This window comes from Clostridium sp. MSJ-8 (assembly GCF_018918325.1).
GTDB lineage: Bacteria > Bacillota > Clostridia > Clostridiales > Clostridiaceae > Clostridium.
Genome location: NZ_JAHLQH010000019.1, coordinates 26,243 through 48,657, shown reverse-complemented (window position 1 = coordinate 48,657; position 22,415 = coordinate 26,243). Strand labels below are relative to the sequence as shown.

The window sequence follows — 22,415 nt, the reverse complement described above, 5'->3', positions numbered from 1 at the left end:
CTTATGCTTCAGCTTCTTCCTTTTCTACTTTCTTAGTTGGAAGAACTTCGCCATTGTATACCCATACTTTTACTCCGATTTTTCCATAAGTTGTATCGGCTTCTGCAAATCCATAGTCGATATCAGCTCTTAATGTTTGAAGTGGTATAGTTCCTTCATGATATTGTTCTGTTCTAGCCATTTCAGCGCCACCTAATCTACCTGAGCAAGAAGTTTTAACTCCCTTAACTCCACGCTTCATAGCTCTTTGAATAGTTTGTTTCATAGCTCTTCTGAATGAAACTCTCTTTTCTAATTGTGCAGCAATGTTTTCTGCCATTAATTGTGCATCTGATTCTGCATTTTTTACTTCAACAATGTTTATTAAAACATTCTTTTCTGTAACTATCTTTGAAACCTTAGCTTTTAAAGCTTCAATTCCTGCTCCACCTTTTCCTATAACTACTCCTGGTTTTGCAGTATATATATTTAATTTAACTCTTTTAGCTGCTCTTTCAATTTCTATCTTAGAAATTCCAGCTGCAAATAGTTCTTTTTTAACAAACTTTCTTATCTTGTTATCTTCTACTAAATTGTTAGCAAAATCTGCTTTGTTAGCATACCATTTTGCATTCCAATCCTTAATAACGCCAACTCTAAGTCCATGAGGATTTACTTTTTGACCCACTATTCTTTCCCTCCTTCTTTTAAGCTCTTTCTTTAACAACTACTGTTATATGACTAGTCTTTTTGTTTATTCTAAATGCTTTACCATGATCCATTGGTCTGTATCTCTTTAATGTTGGACCTTGACCAACATATGCTTCTGATACATATAATCTGTCAGAATCAAGTGCATTATTATTTTCTGCATTAGCAACTGCTGATTTTAATACATTAAGTATTTCATCTGCTGCTACTCTTGGAGAATATTCTAATATAGCAAAAGCTTCATTTACGCTCTTTCCTCTTATTAAATCAAGAACAGCTCCTACTTTTATTGGAGACATTCTAACGTATTTAGCTATAGCTCTAGCTTCCATGTATGTTCCTCCTTTCCGGCTCTACTTTCTATTTTTTACCCTTCTTATCTGTATCTACATGGCCTTTGAAAGTTCTAGTTAATACGAACTCACCAAGCTTGTGTCCAACCATATCTTCAGATATGTATACAGGAACGTGCTTTCTACCATCATGAACAGCAATAGTGTGACCTATCATTTGTGGGAAAATTGTTGAACTTCTTGACCAAGTTTTAACAACTTTCTTTTCTCCACTTGCATTCATTTCTTCTATTTTCTTAAATAATCCAGCATGGACAAAAGGTCCTTTTTTAGTTGATCTACTCACTGATATATGCCTCCCTTCATCAACTTGCAATATTTGAGACATGAAGAGAAAAATATTTTCTCTTCATACTACTTAGATTTTCTTGACTTAACGATAAATCTGTCTGAATACTTCTTATTCTTTCTTGTCTTGTATCCAAGAGCTGGTTTACCCCATGGAGTAACTGGACTTGGTCTACCGACTGGAGATTTACCTTCACCACCACCATGAGGGTGATCGTTAGGGTTCATAACAGAACCTCTTACTGTTGGTCTCCATCCTAAATGTCTCTTTCTACCTGCTTTACCTAAGTTAATGATATCGTTAGTTGGATTAGATAAAGTTCCTACTGTAGCTCTACATTCTATTCTAACATATCTCATTTCACCTGATGGTAATCTTAAAGTAGCATAATTTCCTTCTTTAGCCATTAATTGAGCTGAGCCACCTGCTGCTCTAACTAATTGACCACCTTTACCTACTTGTAATTCTATGTTGTGCACTAATGTACCAACTGGAATATTCTTAAGTGGTAAAGCGTTACCTGGTTTAATATCTGCATCTGCACCAGATACAACTACATCGCCAACTTTTAATCCTTGAGGAGCTAATATATATCTCTTATCTCCATCTTTGTATGAAATTAAAGCAATGTATGCTGTTCTATTTGGATCATATTCTATAGAAGCAACTTTTCCTTCTATACCATCCTTATTTCTCTTAAAATCAATTAATCTGTACTTTCTCTTAGCACCACCACCATGGTGTCTTACAGTTATTTTACCCTGTGCATTTCTACCACCAGTTTTCTTTAAAGATACTAAAAGAGACTTCTCTGGAGTACTTGTAGTAACTTCATCAAATGATTGAACTGTCATTTGTCTTCTAGATGGAGTAGTAGGGTTAAACTTTTTAACTGCCATTGTATTCCCTCCTTTTTTAGCTTATCTGGTTTGATAACCAATAAATCACTTTAATTAGCCTTGTAATCCTTCAAAGAATTCAATACTATTACTGTCTTCAGTAAGTGTAACTATAGCTTTTTTATAGTCAGCACGTTTTCCAACGTGAACACCCATTCTCTTTGTTTTACCAATTGAATTAATTGTTTGAACGCTTTGTACCTTAACTCCAAACACTTCTTCAACTGCTCTCTTTATTTGAGATTTGTTTGAATTAACATGAACTATAAAAGTGTACTTATTTTCAGCCATAGCTGCCATTGTTTTTTCTGTAATAACAGGTTTTCTAATTATATCATGGCTACATAAATTCATTATGCGTACACCTCCTCAATTTTTGATACAGCATCCTTAGTAACGATAACTTTAGCAAACTTTAATAAATCATATACATTTATATTGTTTACTGGCATTACTTCAACACCTTCGATGTTTCTTGCTGATTTATATACTTTTTCATCTGACTCTGCAGTTATAATTAATGTTTTCTTAGCTTCAAAAGCTTTTAACATTTCAACTACTTGTTTAGTCTTGATTGTTTCAAAATCTAAATTATCAACTACTAACATTTCTCCATCTTGAACCTTGCTAGTTAATGCTGATTTCATAGCAACAACTTTCATGCTCTTTGGAATTGACATTCTGTAGTCTCTTGGCTTTGGTGCGAATACAACTCCACCTTTGATCCATTGAGGTGCTCTTATAGAACCTTGTCTAGCTCTACCTGTACCTTTTTGTCTCCAAGGCTTGATTCCGCCTCCTCTTACTTCAGATCTTGTCTTAGCTGATTGAGTTCCTTGTCTCTTATTTGCAAGTAACGCAACAACTACTTGATGCATTGCATATTGATTAACCTCTACTGCAAATACTTCATCATTTAATTGGATATCTCCAACTTGTTTTCCTTCTTTGTTAAATAATCCTACTTTAGGCATTCTATATTCCTCCTTTCCCTAAGAAATTAAGCTTTAACTGTATTTCTTATTACTACTTTAGCTTTATTTGGACCTGGGATACCACCCTTTATAAGTATTAAGTTCTTTTCAGGTATAACTTTTACTACTTCTAAGTTTAATACTGTTGTATTAACTGCTCCCATGTGACCTGGCATATGTTTATTCTTAAAAGTTCTTGATGGATCTGATGAAGCTCCCATTGAACCAGGTGCTCTCTTGAACTTAGAACCGTGTGTCATAGGTCCTCTTTGAGCATTCCATCTCTTAATAACACCTTGGAATCCCTTACCTTTAGAAACTCCAGATACATCAACTTTGTCTCCAACTTCAAATATATCAGCCTTTATTTCTTGACCCACTTCATATCCAGTTGTATCTTCTAATCTGAATTCTTTAACAGTTCTTCTTAAAGATACTCCTGCTTTAACAAATTGACCCTTTGCTGGCTTGTTAAGTAATTTTTCTCTTACTTCTCCAAAACCAACTTGAATAGCGTCATATCCATTCTTTTCTGTAGTTAATTTTTGAATTACTACACATGGACCTGCTTCTACTACTGTTACTGGTATAACTTTACCGTTTTGGTCAAATATTTGAGTCATTCCAATTTTCTTACCTATTATAGCTTTTTTCATTTTCACTACACCTCCCAAACTAATAGCGGATTGTTAAACAATCATAATAGTTCATGCTTAAATAATTAAAATTATAGTTTGATTTCGATATCTACTCCAGCTGGTAGATTTAATCTCATTAATGCATCAACTGTCTTAGGTGATGGATTAACGATATCGATAAGTCTCTTATGAGTTCTTATTTCGAATTGTTCTCTAGAGTCTTTGTACTTATGAACTGCTCTTAATATTGTAACTACGTCTTTTTCAGTTGGTAATGGTACTGGACCAGCTACCTTAGCTCCTGTTGATTTAGCAGTTTCTACGATTTTTTCAGCTGATTGATCTAATATTGAATGATCAAATGCTTTTAATCTGATTCTAATTTTTTGTTTTGCCATCTAATTTCCCTCCTTTTCATGTACGCTTTACTTCGAACGCACAACAGTATTCTTCATAAACTGTTCCTGGTGTTTCGTACTCACTCTACACCAGAAGAAGTACTGTCGTCGGATTCTAGATCCAGACATACTCATCAAGAATTCCCCGGAAGTCCGGCAACCTCTTGATTCATCGTTGTTTTGACCTGCAACTATTACATTATACTATTTTTATATAGTTTTTTCAAGTTTTTTATCAAAAACTACAATTAATAATATTTAGCTGCCGATATCTACTATACTATATTTTTTTTCATCTTGCAATGGTTTATTATAACAAAAAAATAAGAGCAAGGCGACGTCTTACCTTACTCTTATTATTATTTAATAGTTTCGAATTATTCTATTATGCTAGTAACAACTCCTGAACCTACTGTTCTACCACCTTCTCTGATAGCGAATCTTAATCCTTCATCCATTGCTACTTGTGTTATTAATTCAACTGTCATATCGATGTGATCTCCTGGCATTACCATTTCCATTCCTTCTGGTAATTTGATTGATCCTGTAACATCTGTTGTTCTGAAATAGAATTGTGGTCTATATCCATCAAAGAATGGTGTATGTCTTCCACCTTCTTCTTTCTTTAGTACGTATACTTGACCTACAAATTTCTTGTGTGGATGTACTGATCCTGGTTGTGATAATACTTGACCTCTTTCGATGTCTGTTCTTTGGATACCTCTTAATAATGCTCCTATATTATCTCCAGCTTGTGCTTCATCTAGTAACTTTCTGAACATTTCGATTCCTGTTACTACTGTCTTTCCTTTTTCTTCTTTTAATCCTACGATTTCTACTTCGTCTCCAACGTGTAATACTCCGCTTTCAACTCTTCCTGTTGCAACTGTTCCTCTACCAGTGATTGTAAATACATCTTCTACTGGCATTAAGAATGCTTTGTCTGTTGCTCTTTCTGGTGTTGGAATGTAGCTATCTACTGCATCCATTAAGTCTAATATACATTTTGTCTTTTCTGGATCTGTTGGGTTTTCTAATGCTTGTAATGCTGATCCTGTTATTACTGGAACGTCATCTCCTGGGAAGTTGTATTCATTTAATAATTCTCTTACTTCCATTTCAACTAATTCTAATAATTCTGGATCGTCTACCATATCTGCTTTGTTTAAGAATACTACGATATAGTCAACTCCAACTCTTGATGCTAGTAAGATGTGTTCTCTTGTTTGTGGCATTGGACCATCTGCTGCTGATACAACTAAGATTGCTCCATCCATTTGTGCTGCTCCTGTTATCATGTTCTTTACGTAGTCAGCATGTCCTGGACAGTCAACGTGCGCATAGTGTCTCTTGTCTGTTTCATATTCAACGTGTGCTGTGTTGATTGTGATTCCTCTTTCTTTTTCTTCTGGTGCTTTATCGATTGATGCATAATCAAATGCTTCTGCATATCCTCTGTTTGCTAATACTGTTGTAATAGCTGCTGTTAATGTTGTCTTACCATGGTCAACGTGACCGATTGTTCCGATATTTACGTGTGGTTTAGTTCTTTCGAATTTTGCCTTTGACATTGTTTTTATTCCTCCTTAAAACACTAAATGTTTATTTATTTAAATTATTTTCTATTTCCAGCGATTTCTTCTTGAATTTTCTTAGGAACTTCTTCATAGTGGTCAAATACCATTGAGTATGTTCCTCTACCTTGAGTCTTAGATCTTAATGCTGTAGCATATCCGAACATTTCAGCTAATGGTACAAATGCTCTTATTATTTGAGCACCATTTACAGATTCCATTCCTTCCATTCTACCTCTTCTTGCATTAACATCACCAATAACATCTCCCATGTATTCTTCTGGAACTGTTATTTCAACTTTTTCCATTGGTTCTAATAATACTGGATCAGCTTTTGCCATTGCATTCTTGAATGCCATAGATCCTGCAATCTTAAATGCCATTTCTGATGAGTCAACTTCATGATATGAACCATGTACTAACTTAACTTTGAAGTTTATAACATTATATCCAGCAACTGTACCTGTTAAGGCAGCTTCTTGAATACCTGCATCGATAGCTGGAATGTATTCTTTTGGAATAGCTCCTCCTACGATTGCATTTTCAAAAGTATATTCTCCGTCAGTTGGTTCCATTTCAATAACTGCATGACCGTATTGACCTTTACCACCTGATTGCTTAGCATATTTAGCTTCAGCTTTAACTGGTTTTCTGATAGTTTCTTTGTATGCAACTTGTGGTGCACCAACATTACATTCAACCTTGAATTCTCTTTGTAATCTATCTACGATGATATCTAAGTGTAACTCACCCATACCAGCTATGATAGTTTGACCTGTTTCTTGGTTAGTATATGTCTTAAATGTTGGATCTTCTTCAGCTAACTTAGCTAAAGCAATTCCCATTTTTTCTTGACCAGCTTTAGTTTTTGGTTCAATAGCAACTGAAATAACTGGTTCTGGGAATTCCATTTTTTCAAGAATTATTGGAGCATCTTCTGAACATAAAGTATCACCAGTTATAGTATTCTTTAATCCTATAATTGCTCCTAATTCACCTGCTTCTAATGATTCAACTTCTTCTCTGTGATTAGCATGCATCTTAACAAGTCTTCCGATTCTTTCTTTCTTACCCTTTGTAGAGTTAAGAACATAAGAACCACTTTGCATTACACCTGAATAAATTCTAGTAAATGCTAATCTTCCAACGAATGGATCAGTAGCGATCTTAAATGCTAATGCAGCTAATGGTTCTTTATCATCAGCTTTTCTTTCTTCTTCTTCTTCTCCATCTAATGATACCCCTTTAACTGGTGGTATATCTAATGGTGATGGTAAATAATCAACAACTCCATCGATCATTTCTTGAACACCTTTGTTTTTGTATGATGAACCACAAATACAAGGATATATTTCATTTGCAATAGTTGCTTTTCTTAATGCAGTCTTGATTTCTTCTTCAGTGATTTCTTCACCTTCTAGATACTTCATCATTAATTCTTCATCAGTTTCAGCTATTGCTTCTAACATTATACCTCTATATTCTTCAGCTTGATCTGCTAAGTCAGCAGGTATTTCTTCTATTCTGATATCTTTTCCTAAATCATCATAGAAAACGTTAGCTTTCATTGTAATTAAATCAACCATTCCTTTGAATGTGTCTTCATTACCTATTGGAATTTGAATTGCTACTGCATTAGATCCTAATCTATCTCTTACAGTGTTTACACATCTGAAGAAATCAGCACCTGTAGCATCCATTTTATTTACATATATCATTCTTGGAACACCGTATTTGTCCGCTTGTCTCCATACAGTTTCAGTTTGAGGTTCAACACCACTCTTAGCATCTAGAACAGTAACAGCTCCATCTAGAACTCTTAATGATCTTTCAACTTCTACTGTGAAGTCTACGTGTCCTGGAGTGTCAATGATATTTAATTCATGACCTTTCCATTCACATGCAGTAGCAGCAGATGTAATAGTGATACCTCTTTCTTTTTCTTGTTCCATCCAGTCCATTTGAGATTCACCTGTGTGAGTTTCTCCTATTTTATGTGTTTTACCAGCATAAAATAATATACGTTCAGTTGTTGTTGTTTTACCAGCATCAATGTGCGCCATTATTCCGAAATTACGGAACTTTTCTAATGGGTACTTTCTTGCCATTATTTTTCCTCCTCTCAACTATGTTATTAGTGAATTTGACAAAACTGTTTTGGCATGAATACCAAAACAGTTTTTTTATTAGTATCTGTAGTGAGCAAATGCTTTGTTTGCGTCTGCCATCTTGTGAGTATCTTCTCTCTTCTTAACAGCAGCACCAGTGTTATTAGATGCATCTAATAATTCACCAGCTAATCTTTCGCACATAAGCTTTTCTCCTCTTTTTCTAGCAGCTGCTAGTATCCATCTGATACCAAGAGTCTGTCTTCTTTCAGCTCTTACTTCTATTGGAACTTGATAAGTAGCTCCACCTATTCTTCTAGCTTTTACTTCTAATAAAGGCATTACGTTATTCATTGCTTCTTCAAAAACTTCTAACGCATCTTTATCAGATTTTTGTGCTATAATTTCAAATGCATCGTAGCATATTTTTTGTGCTACTCCTTTTTTACCGTCTTCCATTATGTTGTTTATTAACTTTGCAACAACCTTTGAGTTGTACATTGGATCTGGTAAAACATCTCTCTTTGCTATATGTCCTTTTCTTGGCACTTTTCTTCCCTCCTTAACATGATAATTTAAGTTCATCGGTACTCGGTAGTCTTTCATACCGCAAAGTGCTAACTCCTTCATCTATATAAACTTAATTAAAGTATAAATCTATGTAAATGCGAAGATAAGCACTACATGGTCAAAACCTATTATTTCTTAGGTCTCTTAGCACCATACTTTGATCTTCCTTGCATTCTGTTAGCTACTCCAGCGCAGTCTAATGCACCTCTTACGATATGGTATCTAACACCAGGAAGGTCCTTAACTCTTCCACCTCTTATAAGAACAACGCTATGTTCTTGTAAGTTGTGACCTACACCACCAATATAGGCAGTAACTTCAAATCCATTAGTAAGTCTTACTCTGGCAACTTTTCTAAGAGCTGAGTTAGGCTTCTTTGGTGTACTAGTTTTAACTACAGTACATACACCTCTCTTTTGTGGACACTCTTTAAGTGCTGGTGCAGTTGAAGTATTAGCAGTAACTTTTCTTCCTTTTCTAACTAATTGGCTTATAGTTGGCATTCTTTCACCTCCTGAAATTATTTATCTTTTATTAAAGATACCTGTTTAATGTGTAATCTATATAAAAATCATAAAGGCAAAGTATCTAACTTTGCCTCATGAATTCATGTAGACAATTTACATACTTGCAACTAAAAATCACACAATTCGTATTGTATCATTTTAGTATGTTCATGTCAATAAAATTCCATTCATTATTCAATAATATCTAAATTATCATCTTCTATAGAACTCTCATCTACATTTAATGTTATTCCTCTATATCTTGTCATACCAGTACCAGCAGGTATAAGTTTACCAATAATTACATTTTCTTTTAATCCTATTAATGGATCAACCTTACCTTTTATTGCTGCTTCAGTAAGTACTCTTGTTGTTTCTTGGAATGAAGCTGCTGATAAGAAACTATCTGTCGCAAGTGCTGCTTTAGTAATTCCTAATAACGCTTGCTCTCCTTGAGCTTCTTCTCCACCAAATTCTCTTACTTTTTCATTTGCTTCTTCAAAATCAAATATATCTATAGTAGTACCTGGTAATAAATCTGTATCTCCAGAATCAGTTACTTTTATCTTTCTAGTCATTTGTCTTACAACTACTTCTAGATGTTTATCATTTATATCAACACCTTGTAATCTATAAACTTTTTGAACTTCAGATAATAAATATTTTCTAGCGCCTTCAATTCCTTTGATATTAACTATATCATGTGGATTTACAGATCCTTCTGTTATTTCATCACCAGCTTCTATAACATCATCATTTGAAACTTTTAATCTAGAACCAAATGGTATATCATAACTCTTTTCTTCTCCATCTGGTGAGATTACATGTACTGTTCTCTTTTTCTTAGTTTCTTCTACATTTACAGTTCCTGCTATTTCACTTACTATAGCTAATCCCTTTGGTTTTCTTGCTTCAAATAATTCTTCAACTCTAGGAAGACCTTGAGTGATATCTGCTCCAGCAACACCACCTGTATGGAATGTTCTCATTGTAAGCTGTGTACCAGGTTCTCCGATAGATTGTGCAGCTATTATTCCAACAGCTTCACCAATATTTATTTTCTTAGCTGTTGCCATATTCATACCATAACATTTAGCACAAACTCCTGTTTTACATCTACATGTAAATACAGATCTAATCTTTACAGCCTTTATTCCTGTCTTAGCAATTTTTTCAGCTAATGCAGCATCAACATAAGTATCATTTTCTACAACAACTTCGTTTGTATTCGGATCTATAACATCTTCAGCTAAATATCTACCTGTTAATCTTTCTTCTAATCCTTCAATTACTTCATTACCTTCTTTTATTTCAGTAACTACCATACCTTTTGTTGCACCACAATCTTCTTCTCTAACTATAACATCTTGAGATACATCAACTAGTCTTCTTGTTAAGTATCCTGAATCGGCTGTCTTTAATGCTGTATCGGCATTACCTTTTCTAGCACCATGTGTAGATAAGAAATACTCTAATACATCTAGACCCTCTTTAAATGATGCTCTGATTGGTAATTCAAGTATCTTACCTGAAGGACTTGCCATAAGTCCTCTCATACCAGCTAATTGCTTAATTTGAGACTTAGAACCTCTGGCTCCTGAATCAGCCATCATGAATATCGGATTAAATTTATCCATACTATCCATAAGTGCATCCGCAACATCTTCTGTTGTCTTAGTCCACTTTTCTATAACTCTTTGATATCTTTCATCGTCAGATATAAATCCTCTTTTATACATCTTCTCTATCTTTTCAACTGTATCATCAGCATCTTTTAACAAATCATATTTTGCTTGAGGAACTATCATATCTGATGAAGAAACTGTTATAGCTCCTATAGTTGAATAATGATATCCAGTTGCTTTAATTTTATCTAGCATTATAGATGTATCTGCTGGGCCATGTTTCGCATAACATTTATCAACAATTTTTCCTAATGTCTTTTTAGTTACTAGGAAATCTACTTCTAGCTTAAATGTGTTTTCAGGATTAGTTCTATCTACAAATCCTAAATCTTGTGGAATAGATTCATTAAATATAATCTTACCAATTGTTGTCTTGATAATACCTGATTTAATTTCTCCATCTACTTCTTTAAACATTTTTACATTTATGCCTGCATGTATTGAAATGACTTTATTTTCATAAGCCATTATAGCTTCTTCTTTTGATGAGAAATATTTACCTTCGCCTTTATCTCCTTCTTTATCCATTGTTAAATAATATGATCCTAAAATCATATCTTGAGTAGGAACACAAACTGGTTTACCATCTGATGGTTTTAATATGTTAGTTGCAGCAAGCATTAAGAATCTTGCTTCAGCTTGTGCTTCAACAGATAAAGGAACGTGAACCGCCATTTGGTCACCATCGAAGTCCGCATTGTATGCAGTACATACAAGAGGGTGTAATTTTATTGCTCTACCTTCTACTAAAACAGGTTGGAATGCTTGAATTCCTAATCTGTGAAGTGTAGGAGCACGGTTTAATAATACAGGATGATCTTGAATTACTTGCTCTAAAACATCCCATACCTGAGGCATTACTCTTTCTACCATTCTCTTAGCACTCTTAATATTGTGTGCTACACCATCTTCTACTAATTTTTTCATTACAAATGGCTTAAATAATTCCAAAGCCATTTCCTTAGGTAAGCCACATTGATACATTCTTAATTCAGGTCCAACAACTATAACCGATCTACCTGAATAGTCAACTCTCTTACCTAGTAAGTTTTGTCTAAATCTTCCTTGCTTACCTTTAAGCATATCTGATAGAGATTTTAGTGGTCTATTTCCAGGACCAGTTACCGCTCTACCTCTTCTACCATTATCAATAAGTGCATCTACTGCTTCTTGAAGCATTCTCTTTTCATTTCTTACAATGATATCTGGTGCACCTAAATCTAATAATTTCTTTAATCTGTTATTTCTATTAATTACTCTTCTATATAAGTCATTTAAATCAGACGTAGCGAATCTACCACCATCTAATTGAACCATAGGTCTTAAATCTGGTGGAATAACAGGAATAACATTTATAATCATCCATTGCGGATCATTATTTGATTTTTTGAATGATTCTACAACTTCTAATCTTCTAATTATTCTTACTCTCTTTTGTCCAGTGCTTTGCTTTAATTCTTCTTTTAACTCTTTAGATTGTGTATCTAAATCAATTTCACTTAAAAGTTTTTGAATAGCTTCAGCACCCATTCCAGCTTCAAAACTATCTTCACCGTATTTATCAACAGCTTCTCTATATTCTTTTTCATTTAGCAGTTGTTTCTTTAATAGTGTTGTTTCCTTAGGGTCAATAACTACATATGAAGCAAAATATAATATCTTCTCTAAAGCTCTTGGAGACATATCTAGTATTAATCCCATTCTAGATGGAATTCCTTTAAAATACCATATATGAGATACAGGGGCAGCAAGTTCTATATGCCCCATTCTCTCTCTTCTTACTTTAGATTTTGTTACTTCTACACCACATCGATCGCAGACAATACCTTTATATCTTACTCTCTTATATTTACCACAGTGACATTCCCAATCTTTCATAGGTCCGAATATTCTCTCACAGAATAATCCGTCTCTTTCAGGTTTTAATGTTCTATAGTTAATTGTTTCAGGCTTTTTAACTTCACCCCTTGACCATTGTCTTACTTGTTCTGGAGACGCAAGGCCAATTTGCATAGCATCAAAATTATTTAACTCAAACAAGGGTGTATCCTCCCTTCAAAATTAATGTTCGTCATTGAAATCATCTAAATCTATATCATTATCTAATGCAGGAACTTCAAATTCTTCATCAGCTTCAAAATCTGAATCCTCTTCTGAATCTGTGTAGCTATCTTCAGCATCTTCTTGATTTGATGTATTATCTACCACATAATCTTCTGAGCCTTCGATATTAACATCTAGACTTGCTGCATCATCTTCTACAAATTCCTTTAGTTGTACTTCTTCATTATTTTCATTTAATACTCTAACATCTAAGCATAATGCTTGAAGTTCTTTTATCAGAACCTTAAATGATTCTGGAACTCCTGGTTCAGGGATATTTTCTCCCTTAACTATAGCTTCATATGTCTTTACTCTACCAACAACATCATCAGATTTTACTGTTAATATTTCTTGTAATGTATGTGCAGCACCATATGCTTCTAATGCCCAAACTTCCATTTCTCCAAATCTTTGACCACCAAATTGTGCTTTACCACCTAATGGTTGTTGTGTAACTAATGAATATGGACCTGTAGATCTTGCATGTATTTTATCATCAACTAAGTGAGCTAGTTTTAAGATATACATTATTCCTACAGTTACTTCATTATCAAAAGGTTCTCCTGTTCTTCCATCATATAAAACAGTTTTACCATTTGCATTATATCCAGCTTTAACTAAGCATTCTTCTATATCTTTTTGAGTAGCTCCATCAAATACAGGAGTAGCTATATGCCATCCTAATTGACTTGCTGCCCATCCCAAATGTACTTCAAGTACTTGCCCTATATTCATACGAGAAGGTACGCCTAGAGGGTTTAAACATATTTGAAGTGGTCTTCCATCTGGTAAAAATGGCATATCTTCTTCTGGTAATACTCTAGAAATAACACCTTTATTACCATGACGTCCAGCCATCTTATCTCCTACAGATATTTTTCTCTTTTGAGCAATGTAACATCTAACTAGTTCATTTACTCCTGGATTTAAATCATCACCGTTTTCTCTTGTAAATACTTTTATATCTACAATAATTCCAGCTTCTCCATGAGGAACTCTTAATGATGTGTCTCTTACTTCTCTTGCTTTTTCTCCGAAGATTGCTCTTAATAATCTTTCTTCAGCTGTTAATTCAGTTTCTCCCTTTGGAGTAACCTTACCAACTAATATATCTCCAGATCTTACTTCAGCACCTATTCTAATTATTCCTCTATCATCAATATCTTTTAATGTATCTTCACCTACATTTGGAATATCTCTAGTTATTTCTTCTGGTCCAAGCTTAGTGTCTCTTGCTTCACATTCATATTCTTCTATATGAATAGATGTAAAGACATCTTCTCTTACTAACTCTTCAGAAATCAACATCGCATCTTCGTAATTATAACCTTCCCAAGTTATAAAGCCCATTCTTATGTTTTTACCTAAAGAAACTTCTCCTAAATCTGTTGATTGGCCATCAGCAAGTACTTGATTCTTAAATACTATCTCACCCTTATCAACAATAGGTCTTTGATTTATACATGTTCCTGCGTTACTTCTCTTAAACTTAAGAAGTTTATATACATCAGTTCCACCATCAGAATCTCTCTTAACTCTAATTTCATTACCACTTACATAAGTAACCACTCCTGAATTTCTAGCTTTAGGTAAAACTCCTGAATCAACAGCAGCCTTATGTTCAATTCCTGTTCCAACTATTGGAGCTTGAGTTTTTAATAATGGAACAGCTTGACGTTGCATGTTAGATCCCATAAGTGCTCTAGAAGCATCATCATTTTCTAGGAAAGGTATCATTGCAGTTGCAACAGATACTATTTGTCTAGCTGATACGTCCATCAAATCAACATCTTCTACAGGGACAACTAAAGTTTCATCTTGATATCTTACAGTAGCTTTTTTATCTAAGAAATATCCATTTTCATCTAAAGGTTCCTTAGCTTGTGCAACTAGATATTGATCTTCTTCATCTGCTGTAAAATATCTTATTTCATCTGTCACTCTCTTATTAGCTTTATCCACTATTCTATATGGAGTTTCTATAAATCCATATTCATTAACTCTTGCAAATGTAGCTAAAGAGTTAATTAATCCTATATTAGGTCCTTCTGGAGTTTCTATAGGACACATTCTACCATAATGTGAATGGTGAACATCTCTAACTTCGAAACCTGCTCTTTCTCTTGAAAGACCTCCAGGTCCTAATGCAGATAATCTTCTCTTATGAGTCAATTCTGATAATGGATTAATTTGGTCCATAAATTGTGATAATTGTGAACTTCCAAAGAATTCTTTTATAGCAGCTGCAACTGGTCTAATGTTAATTAACATCTGAGGAGTTATAGCTTCTTGGTCTTGAATAGTCATTCTTTCCTTAACTACTCTTTCCATTCTTGAAAGTCCTATTCTAAATTGATTTTGTAATAATTCACCAACTGATCTTAATCTTCTATTACCTAAATGATCTATATCATCTACATATCCAATATCATATGGTAATCCAAGTTCATAACTAATAGTTGCAAAAATATCATCTTTAATTATGTGCTTAGGAATTAATTTAGTGATATTGTTCTTAATTTCAGCTTTTATAGAATCTTCATCTGAATAATTGTCTAAAATTTCTTTTAATACTGGATAATAAACAGCTTCTTTGATATTTAAATCAGATATATCAAATGGAACTTGTTTAGATAAGTCTACAAAATGATTACCTATTACTCTTACAACTTTATCGTCAACTAACACGTCAACTTTGTTGATACCAGCATTTTGAATTGCTTCTGCAGTTGCTCTGTCAATCTTGTTGCCTTGTTCAACCATAATTTCACCAGTAGATGGATTAACAACATCTTCTGCTGCTATTTGGTTTATAAGTCTTAAGTTAATAGCTAATTTCTTATTGAATTTATATCTTCCTACTCTTGATAAGTCATATCTCTTTGCATCAAAGAATAATGTATCAATTAATGAAATAGCACTATCAACTGTAGGTGGTTCGCCTGGTCTTAATCTCTTATAAACTTCTAAAAGTGCTTCTTCTCTTGTCTTAGTGTTATCTTTTTCGATAGACGCTCTAAATCTTTCATCATCACCAAAATAGTCTAGTAACTCTTGATCAGTTCCAAAGCCCATAGCTCTAGCTAATATAGTTATAGGAAGCTTTCTTGTCTTGTCGATTCTAACATAAATTATGTCATTTGAATCTGTTTCATACTCTAACCATGCACCTCTATTAGGTATTACAGTAGAAGAGAATAATTTCTTTCCACTCTTATCACGATTATAGCTATAATATACTCCTGGAGATCTAACTAACTGGCTTACGATAACTCTTTCAGCACCATTAATAACAAATGTACCTTGTTCTGTCATTAATGGGAAATCGCCCATAAACACTTCTTGTTCTTTTATTTCTCCTGTTTCATTATTTTGAAGTCTTACAGAAACTTTTAAAGGTGCTGCATATGTAGCATCTCTTTCTTTGCATTCCTCAACTTCGTATTTAATATTTTCCATATCAAGCTTGTAGTCTACAAACTCTAGTACTAGATTACCAGTGAAATTTGTAATTGGGTTAATATCATCGAAAACTTCGTGAAGACCCTCTCTTAAAAACCACTTATACGAATCTAATTGTACCTCGATTAAGTTAGGTATCTCCGAAGTATCCGGAACTGTACCAAAACTCATTCTTGTTCTTTTTCCAACTTGGATAGGATGTACCATGAATTTTCACCCCTTGTATAAACTAAAATAACCAAAAACGTACTTCCTCTAAGGACTTTTACCTTAGGCTCAGTTGCTTTCGGAGAACATCATCTTTTTAGTATAACCACTTTTTTAATAGTTATACATATTTTTTCACATACATATACTATTCCACAATGAACAGTACATTTACTAATACTATCACAAGAAATATTCAATGTCAACATTTTTATGCCTTATTATAAAAAAAATAGCAACATATTTTTTTCACTAAGCACTAACATCTTATATCAAAAACACAATCTATACAATAGAAACAAAAGAGGTATTTCCTCAAAGGAAAATACCTCTTATTTTATTAATTCAAATTCGAATTATTTAAGTTCAACTGATGCTCCAGCTTCTTCTAACTTAGCTTTCATTTCTTCAGCTTGTTCTTTAGCTACAGCTTCTTTAACAGTCTTAGGAGCTCCGTCAACTATTTCTTTAGCTTCTTTTAATCCTAATCCAGTTATTTCTCTTACAGCTTTTATTACTTTGATCTTGTTGTCTCCAGCGCTAGCTAATACAACATCAAATTCGCTCTTTTCAGCAGCAGCTCCACCAGCAACTGCTCCAGCTCCAGCAACTGCTACAGGAGCAGCAGCACTTACTCCGAATTCTTCTTCGCAAGCTTTTACTAATTCATTTAATTCTAAAACGCTCATTTCTTTTATAGCATTGATTATATCTTCTCTTGTCATTTTATTGGCACCTCCAAAAATATTTCAATAATTTAATTATTCAGCTAATTCAGCTTCTTTCTTTTCTTTTATTGCATTTAATAAGTATGCAAGATTTGATAATGGACTCTTGATACTTCCAAGAAGTTTTGCAATAAGTACTTCTTTTGATGGTATTGATGCAAGTTGTTCGATCTTTTCTTTATCGTAAACTTCTCCTTCAACAATACCTGCTTTTAATTCTAATTTCTTGTGATCTTTTGCAAAATCATTTAAAATTCTAGCTGGTGCAGTTGCATCTTCATATCCAAATGCAATTGACACTGGTCCTTCTAGGAATTCAGTTATTCCTTCCATTCCTAATTCTTTAGCAGCAATTGTTACTAAAGTATTCTTGTATACTTTGTATTCAACGCCAGCTTCTCTTAAGTTCTTTCTTAAAGTTGTATCTTCTTCAACTGTAAGACCTTGATAATTAGAAAGGATTACTGATTGTGCTTTTTGTAACTTTTCTTTTATCTCAGCTACCTTAGCTTCTTTAATAGTTCTGTTCTTATTCATTACAGAGTTTCACCTCCTCATAATTTTGCTATTTATGCATTTTAAAAGGTCCTCCGTAGACATAGGAAGACCTCAATAATTCTATCTGGTTCCTAAATAGGTTGTATACGTTACGCCTAAGCACCTATCGTCTACGGATTATTTTCTTTTTAACAACACAAAATATTATATCACTTATATCTCTTTAAGTCAATATTAATCTAAAACTTTTGTTGGGTTGATTCTAGCTCCAGGTCCCATTGTACTTGATATACTTACTGACTTAATGTATTGACCCTTAGCAGCAGCTGGTTTAGCTTTTACTAATGCGTCCATTAATGTGTGGAAGTTTTCTTTTAATTTTTCAACTCCAAATGATTTCTTTCCGATTTGGCAGTGAACTATAGCAGTCTTATCAACTCTATATTCAACTTTACCAGCTTTGATTTCAGAAATAGCTTTTGCTACATCAAATGTAACTGTTCCTGATTTTGGGTTTGGCATTAATCCCTTAGGTCCTAAAACTCTACCGATTCTACCAACTACACCCATCATATCTGGAGTAGCAACTACTACATCATAGTCAAACCAGTTTTCGCTTTGGATCTTTTGAACTAATTCTTCAGCTCCTACAAAATCAGCTCCTGCTGCTTCTGCTTCTTTTGCCTTATCTCCCTTTGCAAATACTAAAACTTTAACTGTTTTTCCTGTACCGTTAGGTAATACAACAGCACCTCTAACTTGTTGGTCAGCGTGTCTTGGATCTACACCTAATCTTACATGTAATTCGATTGTTTCATCGAAATTAGCTTTCGCAGTCTTTATAGATAAATCTATAGCTTCTTCTGGATTGTATAAAGTGTTTTTATCTATTAACTTTGCGCTTTCAATATATTTCTTTCCCATTAATAAGCCTCCTTCGTGGTTTTAGCGGTTAATACCTCCCACAATATTTAATGATTACTCTTCGATAGTTACTCCCATACTTCTAGCTGTACCTTCAATCATGCTCATAGCTGTTTCTATAGTAGCAGCATTTAAGTCTGGCATCTTTGTTTCTGCAATCTTTCTAACTTGATCTTTAGTTAATTTACCAACCTTTGTTCTGTTTGGTACTCCTGAACCACTTTCTAATCCTAATTCTTTCTTGATTAGAACAGCAGCTGGAGGAGTCTTTAATATAAAGCTAAATGATCTGTCTTGATATACTGTAATTACTACTGGTATTATTAATCCAGCTTGATTTGCAGTCTTAGCATTAAACTCCTTACAGAATCCCATTATATTAACTCCATGTTGTCCTAATGCTGGTCCAACTGGTGGTGCTGGTGTTGCCTTTCCTGCAGCAAGTTGAAGTTTGATTATTCCAGTTACTTTCTTTGCCATTTGTAAATTCCTCCTATACTGTGGTATTTACGGACACTTTATGTCCTCCCACTTAATTAAAAATCAGTTTATATAAACTAAACTAACTTCTCAATTTGATTAAAATCAAGTTCGGCTAATGTTTCTCTACCGAACATATCAACTGATGCTTTAATTTTGTGTTTTTCAAGATTAATTTCTTGTATTAAAGCAACAAATTCTCTTAATGGTCCTGATATTACTTTTACGCTCTCTCCAACTTCTAAATCGATATCTTCAGGTATTTCAATAATCCCCATAGATTCAGCTTCTTCATCAGATAGAGGAACTGGCTTTGATCCAGGACCTACGAAGCCTGTTACTCCTCTGGTATTTCTTATAATATACCATGATTCGTCTGACATAAACATTTTTACCAATACGTATCCAGGAAATTTCTTCTTAGTAACAACTTTTTGTTTCCCGTCTTTTTCTTCAATTACTTCTTCCATAGGTACTTGTATATCAAGTACTAAGTCTTGTAAATTTCTATTTTCAACGCTTTTTTCAATAGTTGCTTTTACCTTGTTTTCATAACCTGAATATGTATGCACTACATACCATCTCGCTCTTTCACTCATAACTATTTTAGTGAATTAATCACTTAAACCTCCTTTTATTTAAGATTTAGGATTACTTCAAAGAGGTTTTGAAAGATAAAGTCTAAGCCACCAACTAATATTAGGTATATACCCGCAACTACAGCTAGTGCTACTAATGCTTTTTTGGCTTCAATTTTAGTAGGCCAAGTTATTTTTTTTACTTCTGCCTTAACCCCTCCAAAAAATTTTAATATGCCATTTTTCTTTGACTTATTATTCTTTTTTCCTGTCATTATTTCACATCCTTATATCCATATCAAGTATGTGTCATTTCTCAAATGCAATTTTTATTATTTTGTTTCTCTGTGAAGAGTATGCTTTTTACAGAACTTGCAATACTTTTGCATTTCAATTCTGTCTGGGTTGTTTTTCTTGTTCTTTAATGTGTTGTAGTTTCTTTGCTTGCACTCAGTACATGCTAGAGTTATCTTTACTCTCACGGTCTGCACCTCCAGTTAATTAGTATTTATTTTAAGAGAGAATTCTCTTATACTCCGTTCCTATTATGAGTTACTCAACTACACTATCACAAAAGTAAGCTTTTGTCAATATTGAGTCTCTATAAAGGACTAGGTAATTCATACCCAGTCCCACATAATAATCAGAATATTCTTAGTTAAAACTATTCTATTATACTAGTAACAACTCCTGAACCTACTGTTCTACCACCTTCTCTGATAGCGAATCTTAATCCTTCATCCATTGCTACTTGTGTTATTAATTCAACTGTCATATCGATGTGATCTCCTGGCATTACCATTTCCATTCCTTCTGGTAATTTGATTGATCCTGTAACATCTGTTGTTCTGAAATAGAATTGTGGTCTATATCCATCAAAGAATGGTGTATGTCTTCCACCTTCTTCTTTCTTTAGTACGTATACTTGACCTACAAATTTCTTGTGTGGATGTACTGATCCTGGTTGTGATAATACTTGACCTCTTTCGATGTCTGTTCTTTGGATACCTCTTAATAATGCTCCTATATTATCTCCAGCTTGTGCTTCATCTAGTAACTTTCTGAACATTTCGATTCCTGTTACTACTGTCTTTCCTTTTTCTTCTTTTAATCCTACGATTTCTACTTCGTCTCCAACGTGTAATACTCCGCTTTCAACTCTTCCTGTTGCAACTGTTCCTCTACCAGTGATTGTAAATACATCTTCTACTGGCATTAAGAATGCTTTGTCTGTTGCTCTTTCTGGTGTTGGAATGTAGCTATCTACTGCATCCATTAAGTCTAATATACATTTTGTCTTTTCTGGATCTGTTGGGTTTTCTAATGCTTGTAATGCTGATCCTGTTATTACTGGAACGTCATCTCCTGGGAAGTTGTATTCATTTAATAATTCTCTTACTTCCATTTCAACTAATTCTAATAATTCTGGATCGTCTACCATATCTGCTTTGTTTAAGAATACTACGATATAGTCAACTCCAACTCTTGATGCTAGTAAGATGTGTTCTCTTGTTTGTGGCATTGGACCATCTGCTGCTGATACAACTAAGATTGCTCCATCCATTTGTGCTGCTCCTGTTATCATGTTCTTTACGTAGTCAGCATGTCCTGGACAGTCAACGTGCGCATAGTGTCTCTTGTCTGTTTCATATTCAACGTGTGCTGTGTTGATTGTGATTCCTCTTTCTTTTTCTTCTGGTGCTTTATCGATTGATGCATAATCAAATGCTTCTGCATATCCTCTGTTTGCTAATACTGTTGTAATAGCTGCTGTTAATGTTGTCTTACCATGGTCAACGTGACCGATTGTTCCGATATTTACGTGTGGTTTAGTTCTTTCGAATTTTGCCTTTGACATTGTTTTTATTCCTCCTTAAACTTTAATAAACTTAGCCTAGCGTTTTATGTTTTTTTTATATATTGGAGCTCATGATCGGGCTTGAACCGACGACCTCCGCCTTACCAAGGCGACGCTCTGCCTGCTGAGCTACATGAGCACTGACGCACTCAACGTATTTTCAATATACCAATTATAAAGTTTACTATCAATTAATTTATTTGTCAATAGATAAGATAATCATTTTAAATTTAAGCATTTTTCTAGTTTTCTTTTAACTCTCTGCAATGCATTATCTATTGATTTAGCATGCCTATCTAAATCACATGCTATCTCTTGATAAGACTTTCCATCCAAATATGATGTCAAGACTTCTAACTCTAAATCTGATAAAACTTTTCCAATCTCTTGTTGAATATGTTCCATCTGCTCAGCACTAATAAATAGCTCCTCTGGATCTGTTATCTTAAGCCCAGATAAAACATCTAATAACGTTCTCTCCGACTCCTCTTCGTATATAGGTTTGTTTAAAGAAACATACGTGTTAAGCGGAATATGCTTTTGCCTAGTTGCTGTTTTTATCGCAGTTATTATCTGTCTAGTAACACATATCTCAGCAAATGCTCTAAAGGATGTAAGCTTCTCAGGATTAAAATCTCTAATCGCTTTATATAGCCCAATCATTCCTTCTTGATATATGTCCTCTTTATCTGCACCTATTAAAAAATATGACTTAGCTTTCGACTTCACAAAATTCTCATATTTAGATATAATGCACTCTTGAGCTTTTTCATTACCGTCTTTTGCCATAGCAACAATTTCTTCATCTGATTTTTCTTGAAACTCAGGATAAAGTTCTGCCTTACATTCCTTGCTACACACTTCTCCCCCTCCAAACCATACCTTAATACCAC

At 33.9% G+C, this 22,415-nt stretch carries 23 protein-coding genes and 1 tRNA gene; all 24 read right to left on the bottom strand.

All coding sequences use genetic code 11. The annotated features are described in order from the left end of the window. Position 1 precedes the first annotated feature (1 nt). Positions 2-667 carry a 30S ribosomal protein S3 gene (rpsC, locus tag KQI77_RS03620; protein ID WP_216388465.1) on the bottom strand — a complete coding sequence of 222 codons (666 nt, stop codon included), beginning with the start codon at positions 665-667 and terminating at the stop codon, positions 2-4. A gap of 19 nt (positions 668-686) precedes the next feature. Further along, the gene (rplV, locus tag KQI77_RS03615; RefSeq protein ID WP_216388463.1) at positions 687-1,022 is read right to left on the bottom strand and encodes a 50S ribosomal protein L22; all 336 of its coding nucleotides are present in this window, start codon (positions 1,020-1,022) and stop codon (positions 687-689) included. 28 nt (positions 1,023-1,050) lie between these two features. After that, the gene (rpsS, locus tag KQI77_RS03610) at positions 1,051-1,329 is read right to left on the bottom strand and encodes a 30S ribosomal protein S19 (protein WP_216388461.1); all 279 of its coding nucleotides are present in this window, start codon (positions 1,327-1,329) and stop codon (positions 1,051-1,053) included. A 68-nt stretch (positions 1,330-1,397) separates the two neighbouring features. Further along, complete coding sequence (gene rplB, locus KQI77_RS03605) at positions 1,398-2,231, bottom strand: 50S ribosomal protein L2 (protein WP_216388459.1); 834 nt, start codon at positions 2,229-2,231, stop codon at positions 1,398-1,400. Between the two features lie 54 nt (positions 2,232-2,285). Beyond that, the gene (rplW, locus tag KQI77_RS03600; protein ID WP_216388457.1) at positions 2,286-2,585 is read right to left on the bottom strand and encodes a 50S ribosomal protein L23; all 300 of its coding nucleotides are present in this window, start codon (positions 2,583-2,585) and stop codon (positions 2,286-2,288) included. Next, a complete protein-coding gene (gene rplD / locus KQI77_RS03595) occupies positions 2,585-3,205 on the bottom strand; it encodes a 50S ribosomal protein L4 (RefSeq protein ID WP_216388455.1) in 621 nt (206 codons plus the stop codon). The genes rplW and rplD overlap by 1 nt, the downstream gene beginning before the upstream one ends. Positions 3,206-3,231: 26 nt before the next feature. Next, complete coding sequence (rplC, locus tag KQI77_RS03590; RefSeq protein WP_216388454.1) at positions 3,232-3,861, bottom strand: 50S ribosomal protein L3; 630 nt, start codon at positions 3,859-3,861, stop codon at positions 3,232-3,234. Between the two features lie 71 nt (positions 3,862-3,932). Continuing rightward, complete coding sequence (rpsJ, locus tag KQI77_RS03585) at positions 3,933-4,241, bottom strand: 30S ribosomal protein S10 (RefSeq protein ID WP_216388452.1); 309 nt, start codon at positions 4,239-4,241, stop codon at positions 3,933-3,935. 377 nt (positions 4,242-4,618) lie between these two features. Further along, complete coding sequence (gene tuf / locus KQI77_RS03580) at positions 4,619-5,812, bottom strand: elongation factor Tu (RefSeq protein WP_216388428.1); 1,194 nt, start codon at positions 5,810-5,812, stop codon at positions 4,619-4,621. 44 nt (positions 5,813-5,856) lie between these two features. Then, the gene (gene fusA, locus KQI77_RS03575) at positions 5,857-7,923 is read right to left on the bottom strand and encodes an elongation factor G (protein ID WP_216388450.1); all 2,067 of its coding nucleotides are present in this window, start codon (positions 7,921-7,923) and stop codon (positions 5,857-5,859) included. A gap of 78 nt (positions 7,924-8,001) precedes the next feature. Further along, positions 8,002-8,472: a 30S ribosomal protein S7 gene (rpsG, locus tag KQI77_RS03570; RefSeq protein WP_216388595.1), complete on the bottom strand. Its 471-nt coding sequence runs from the start codon at positions 8,470-8,472 to the stop codon at positions 8,002-8,004. A gap of 149 nt (positions 8,473-8,621) precedes the next feature. Next, on the bottom strand, positions 8,622-8,996 hold the full coding sequence (gene rpsL / locus KQI77_RS03565) for a 30S ribosomal protein S12 (RefSeq protein WP_216388448.1): 375 nt from the start codon (positions 8,994-8,996) through the stop codon (positions 8,622-8,624). Positions 8,997-9,190: 194 nt separating this feature from the next. Further along, positions 9,191-12,724 (bottom strand): DNA-directed RNA polymerase subunit beta', encoded by a 3,534-nt coding sequence (rpoC, locus tag KQI77_RS03560; protein WP_216388446.1) that lies wholly within the window; start codon positions 12,722-12,724, stop codon positions 9,191-9,193. Positions 12,725-12,745: 21 nt separating this feature from the next. After that, positions 12,746-16,456 carry a DNA-directed RNA polymerase subunit beta gene (locus tag KQI77_RS03555; RefSeq protein WP_216388444.1) on the bottom strand — a complete coding sequence of 1,237 codons (3,711 nt, stop codon included), beginning with the start codon at positions 16,454-16,456 and terminating at the stop codon, positions 12,746-12,748. A gap of 356 nt (positions 16,457-16,812) precedes the next feature. After that, positions 16,813-17,181: a 50S ribosomal protein L7/L12 gene (rplL, locus tag KQI77_RS03550; RefSeq protein ID WP_216388442.1), complete on the bottom strand. Its 369-nt coding sequence runs from the start codon at positions 17,179-17,181 to the stop codon at positions 16,813-16,815. A gap of 36 nt (positions 17,182-17,217) precedes the next feature. After that, complete coding sequence (gene rplJ / locus KQI77_RS03545; protein ID WP_216388440.1) at positions 17,218-17,721, bottom strand: 50S ribosomal protein L10; 504 nt, start codon at positions 17,719-17,721, stop codon at positions 17,218-17,220. A gap of 195 nt (positions 17,722-17,916) precedes the next feature. Beyond that, positions 17,917-18,606 (bottom strand): 50S ribosomal protein L1, encoded by a 690-nt coding sequence (gene rplA / locus KQI77_RS03540; RefSeq protein WP_216388438.1) that lies wholly within the window; start codon positions 18,604-18,606, stop codon positions 17,917-17,919. Between the two features lie 54 nt (positions 18,607-18,660). Then, on the bottom strand, positions 18,661-19,086 hold the full coding sequence (gene rplK / locus KQI77_RS03535) for a 50S ribosomal protein L11 (RefSeq protein ID WP_216388436.1): 426 nt from the start codon (positions 19,084-19,086) through the stop codon (positions 18,661-18,663). 77 nt (positions 19,087-19,163) lie between these two features. After that, positions 19,164-19,685: a transcription termination/antitermination protein NusG gene (nusG, locus tag KQI77_RS03530; RefSeq protein ID WP_216388434.1), complete on the bottom strand. Its 522-nt coding sequence runs from the start codon at positions 19,683-19,685 to the stop codon at positions 19,164-19,166. 35 nt (positions 19,686-19,720) lie between these two features. Then, positions 19,721-19,939, bottom strand: coding sequence for a preprotein translocase subunit SecE (gene secE / locus KQI77_RS03525; protein ID WP_216388432.1), 219 nt, complete (start codon positions 19,937-19,939; stop codon positions 19,721-19,723). 57 nt (positions 19,940-19,996) lie between these two features. Then, positions 19,997-20,146 (bottom strand): 50S ribosomal protein L33, encoded by a 150-nt coding sequence (gene rpmG / locus KQI77_RS03520; RefSeq protein ID WP_216388430.1) that lies wholly within the window; start codon positions 20,144-20,146, stop codon positions 19,997-19,999. A gap of 182 nt (positions 20,147-20,328) precedes the next feature. After that, on the bottom strand, positions 20,329-21,522 hold the full coding sequence (gene tuf / locus KQI77_RS03515) for an elongation factor Tu (RefSeq protein ID WP_216388428.1): 1,194 nt from the start codon (positions 21,520-21,522) through the stop codon (positions 20,329-20,331). 63 nt (positions 21,523-21,585) lie between these two features. Beyond that, a tRNA-Thr gene (locus KQI77_RS03510) sits at positions 21,586-21,661 on the bottom strand. A gap of 80 nt (positions 21,662-21,741) precedes the next feature. Continuing rightward, a complete protein-coding gene (gene sigH / locus KQI77_RS03505) occupies positions 21,742-22,383 on the bottom strand; it encodes an RNA polymerase sporulation sigma factor SigH (protein ID WP_216388426.1) in 642 nt (213 codons plus the stop codon). Positions 22,384-22,415: the final 32 nt, after the last annotated feature.

Excerpts from the sequence above, each read along its gene's own strand:
- rplA (WP_216388438.1), bottom strand. The coding sequence starts at position 18,606 with ATGGGAAAGAAATATATTGAAAGCGCAAAGTTAATAGATAAAAACACT.
- rplV (WP_216388463.1), bottom strand. The coding sequence starts at position 1,022 with ATGGAAGCTAGAGCTATAGCTAAATACGTTAGAATGTCTCCAATAAAA.
- tuf (WP_216388428.1), bottom strand. The coding sequence starts at position 5,812 with ATGTCAAAGGCAAAATTCGAAAGAACTAAACCACACGTAAATATCGGA.
- nusG (WP_216388434.1), bottom strand. The coding sequence starts at position 19,685 with ATGAGTGAAAGAGCGAGATGGTATGTAGTGCATACATATTCAGGTTAT.
- rplW (WP_216388457.1), bottom strand. The coding sequence starts at position 2,585 with ATGAATTTATGTAGCCATGATATAATTAGAAAACCTGTTATTACAGAA.
- rplC (WP_216388454.1), bottom strand. The coding sequence starts at position 3,861 with ATGAAAAAAGCTATAATAGGTAAGAAAATTGGAATGACTCAAATATTT.
- rplJ (WP_216388440.1), bottom strand. The coding sequence starts at position 17,721 with ATGAATAAGAACAGAACTATTAAAGAAGCTAAGGTAGCTGAGATAAAA.
- rpsL (WP_216388448.1), bottom strand. The coding sequence starts at position 8,996 with ATGCCAACTATAAGCCAATTAGTTAGAAAAGGAAGAAAAGTTACTGCT.
- rplD (WP_216388455.1), bottom strand. The coding sequence starts at position 3,205 with ATGCCTAAAGTAGGATTATTTAACAAAGAAGGAAAACAAGTTGGAGAT.
- tuf (WP_216388428.1), bottom strand. The coding sequence starts at position 21,522 with ATGTCAAAGGCAAAATTCGAAAGAACTAAACCACACGTAAATATCGGA.
- rpsJ (WP_216388452.1), bottom strand. The coding sequence starts at position 4,241 with ATGGCAAAACAAAAAATTAGAATCAGATTAAAAGCATTTGATCATTCA.
- rplK (WP_216388436.1), bottom strand. The coding sequence starts at position 19,086 with ATGGCAAAGAAAGTAACTGGAATAATCAAACTTCAACTTGCTGCAGGA.
- rplL (WP_216388442.1), bottom strand. The coding sequence starts at position 17,181 with ATGACAAGAGAAGATATAATCAATGCTATAAAAGAAATGAGCGTTTTA.
- KQI77_RS03555 (WP_216388444.1), bottom strand. The coding sequence starts at position 16,456 with ATGGTACATCCTATCCAAGTTGGAAAAAGAACAAGAATGAGTTTTGGT.
- fusA (WP_216388450.1), bottom strand. The coding sequence starts at position 7,923 with ATGGCAAGAAAGTACCCATTAGAAAAGTTCCGTAATTTCGGAATAATG.
- secE (WP_216388432.1), bottom strand. The coding sequence starts at position 19,939 with ATGACAGGAAAAAAGAATAATAAGTCAAAGAAAAATGGCATATTAAAA.
- rplB (WP_216388459.1), bottom strand. The coding sequence starts at position 2,231 with ATGGCAGTTAAAAAGTTTAACCCTACTACTCCATCTAGAAGACAAATG.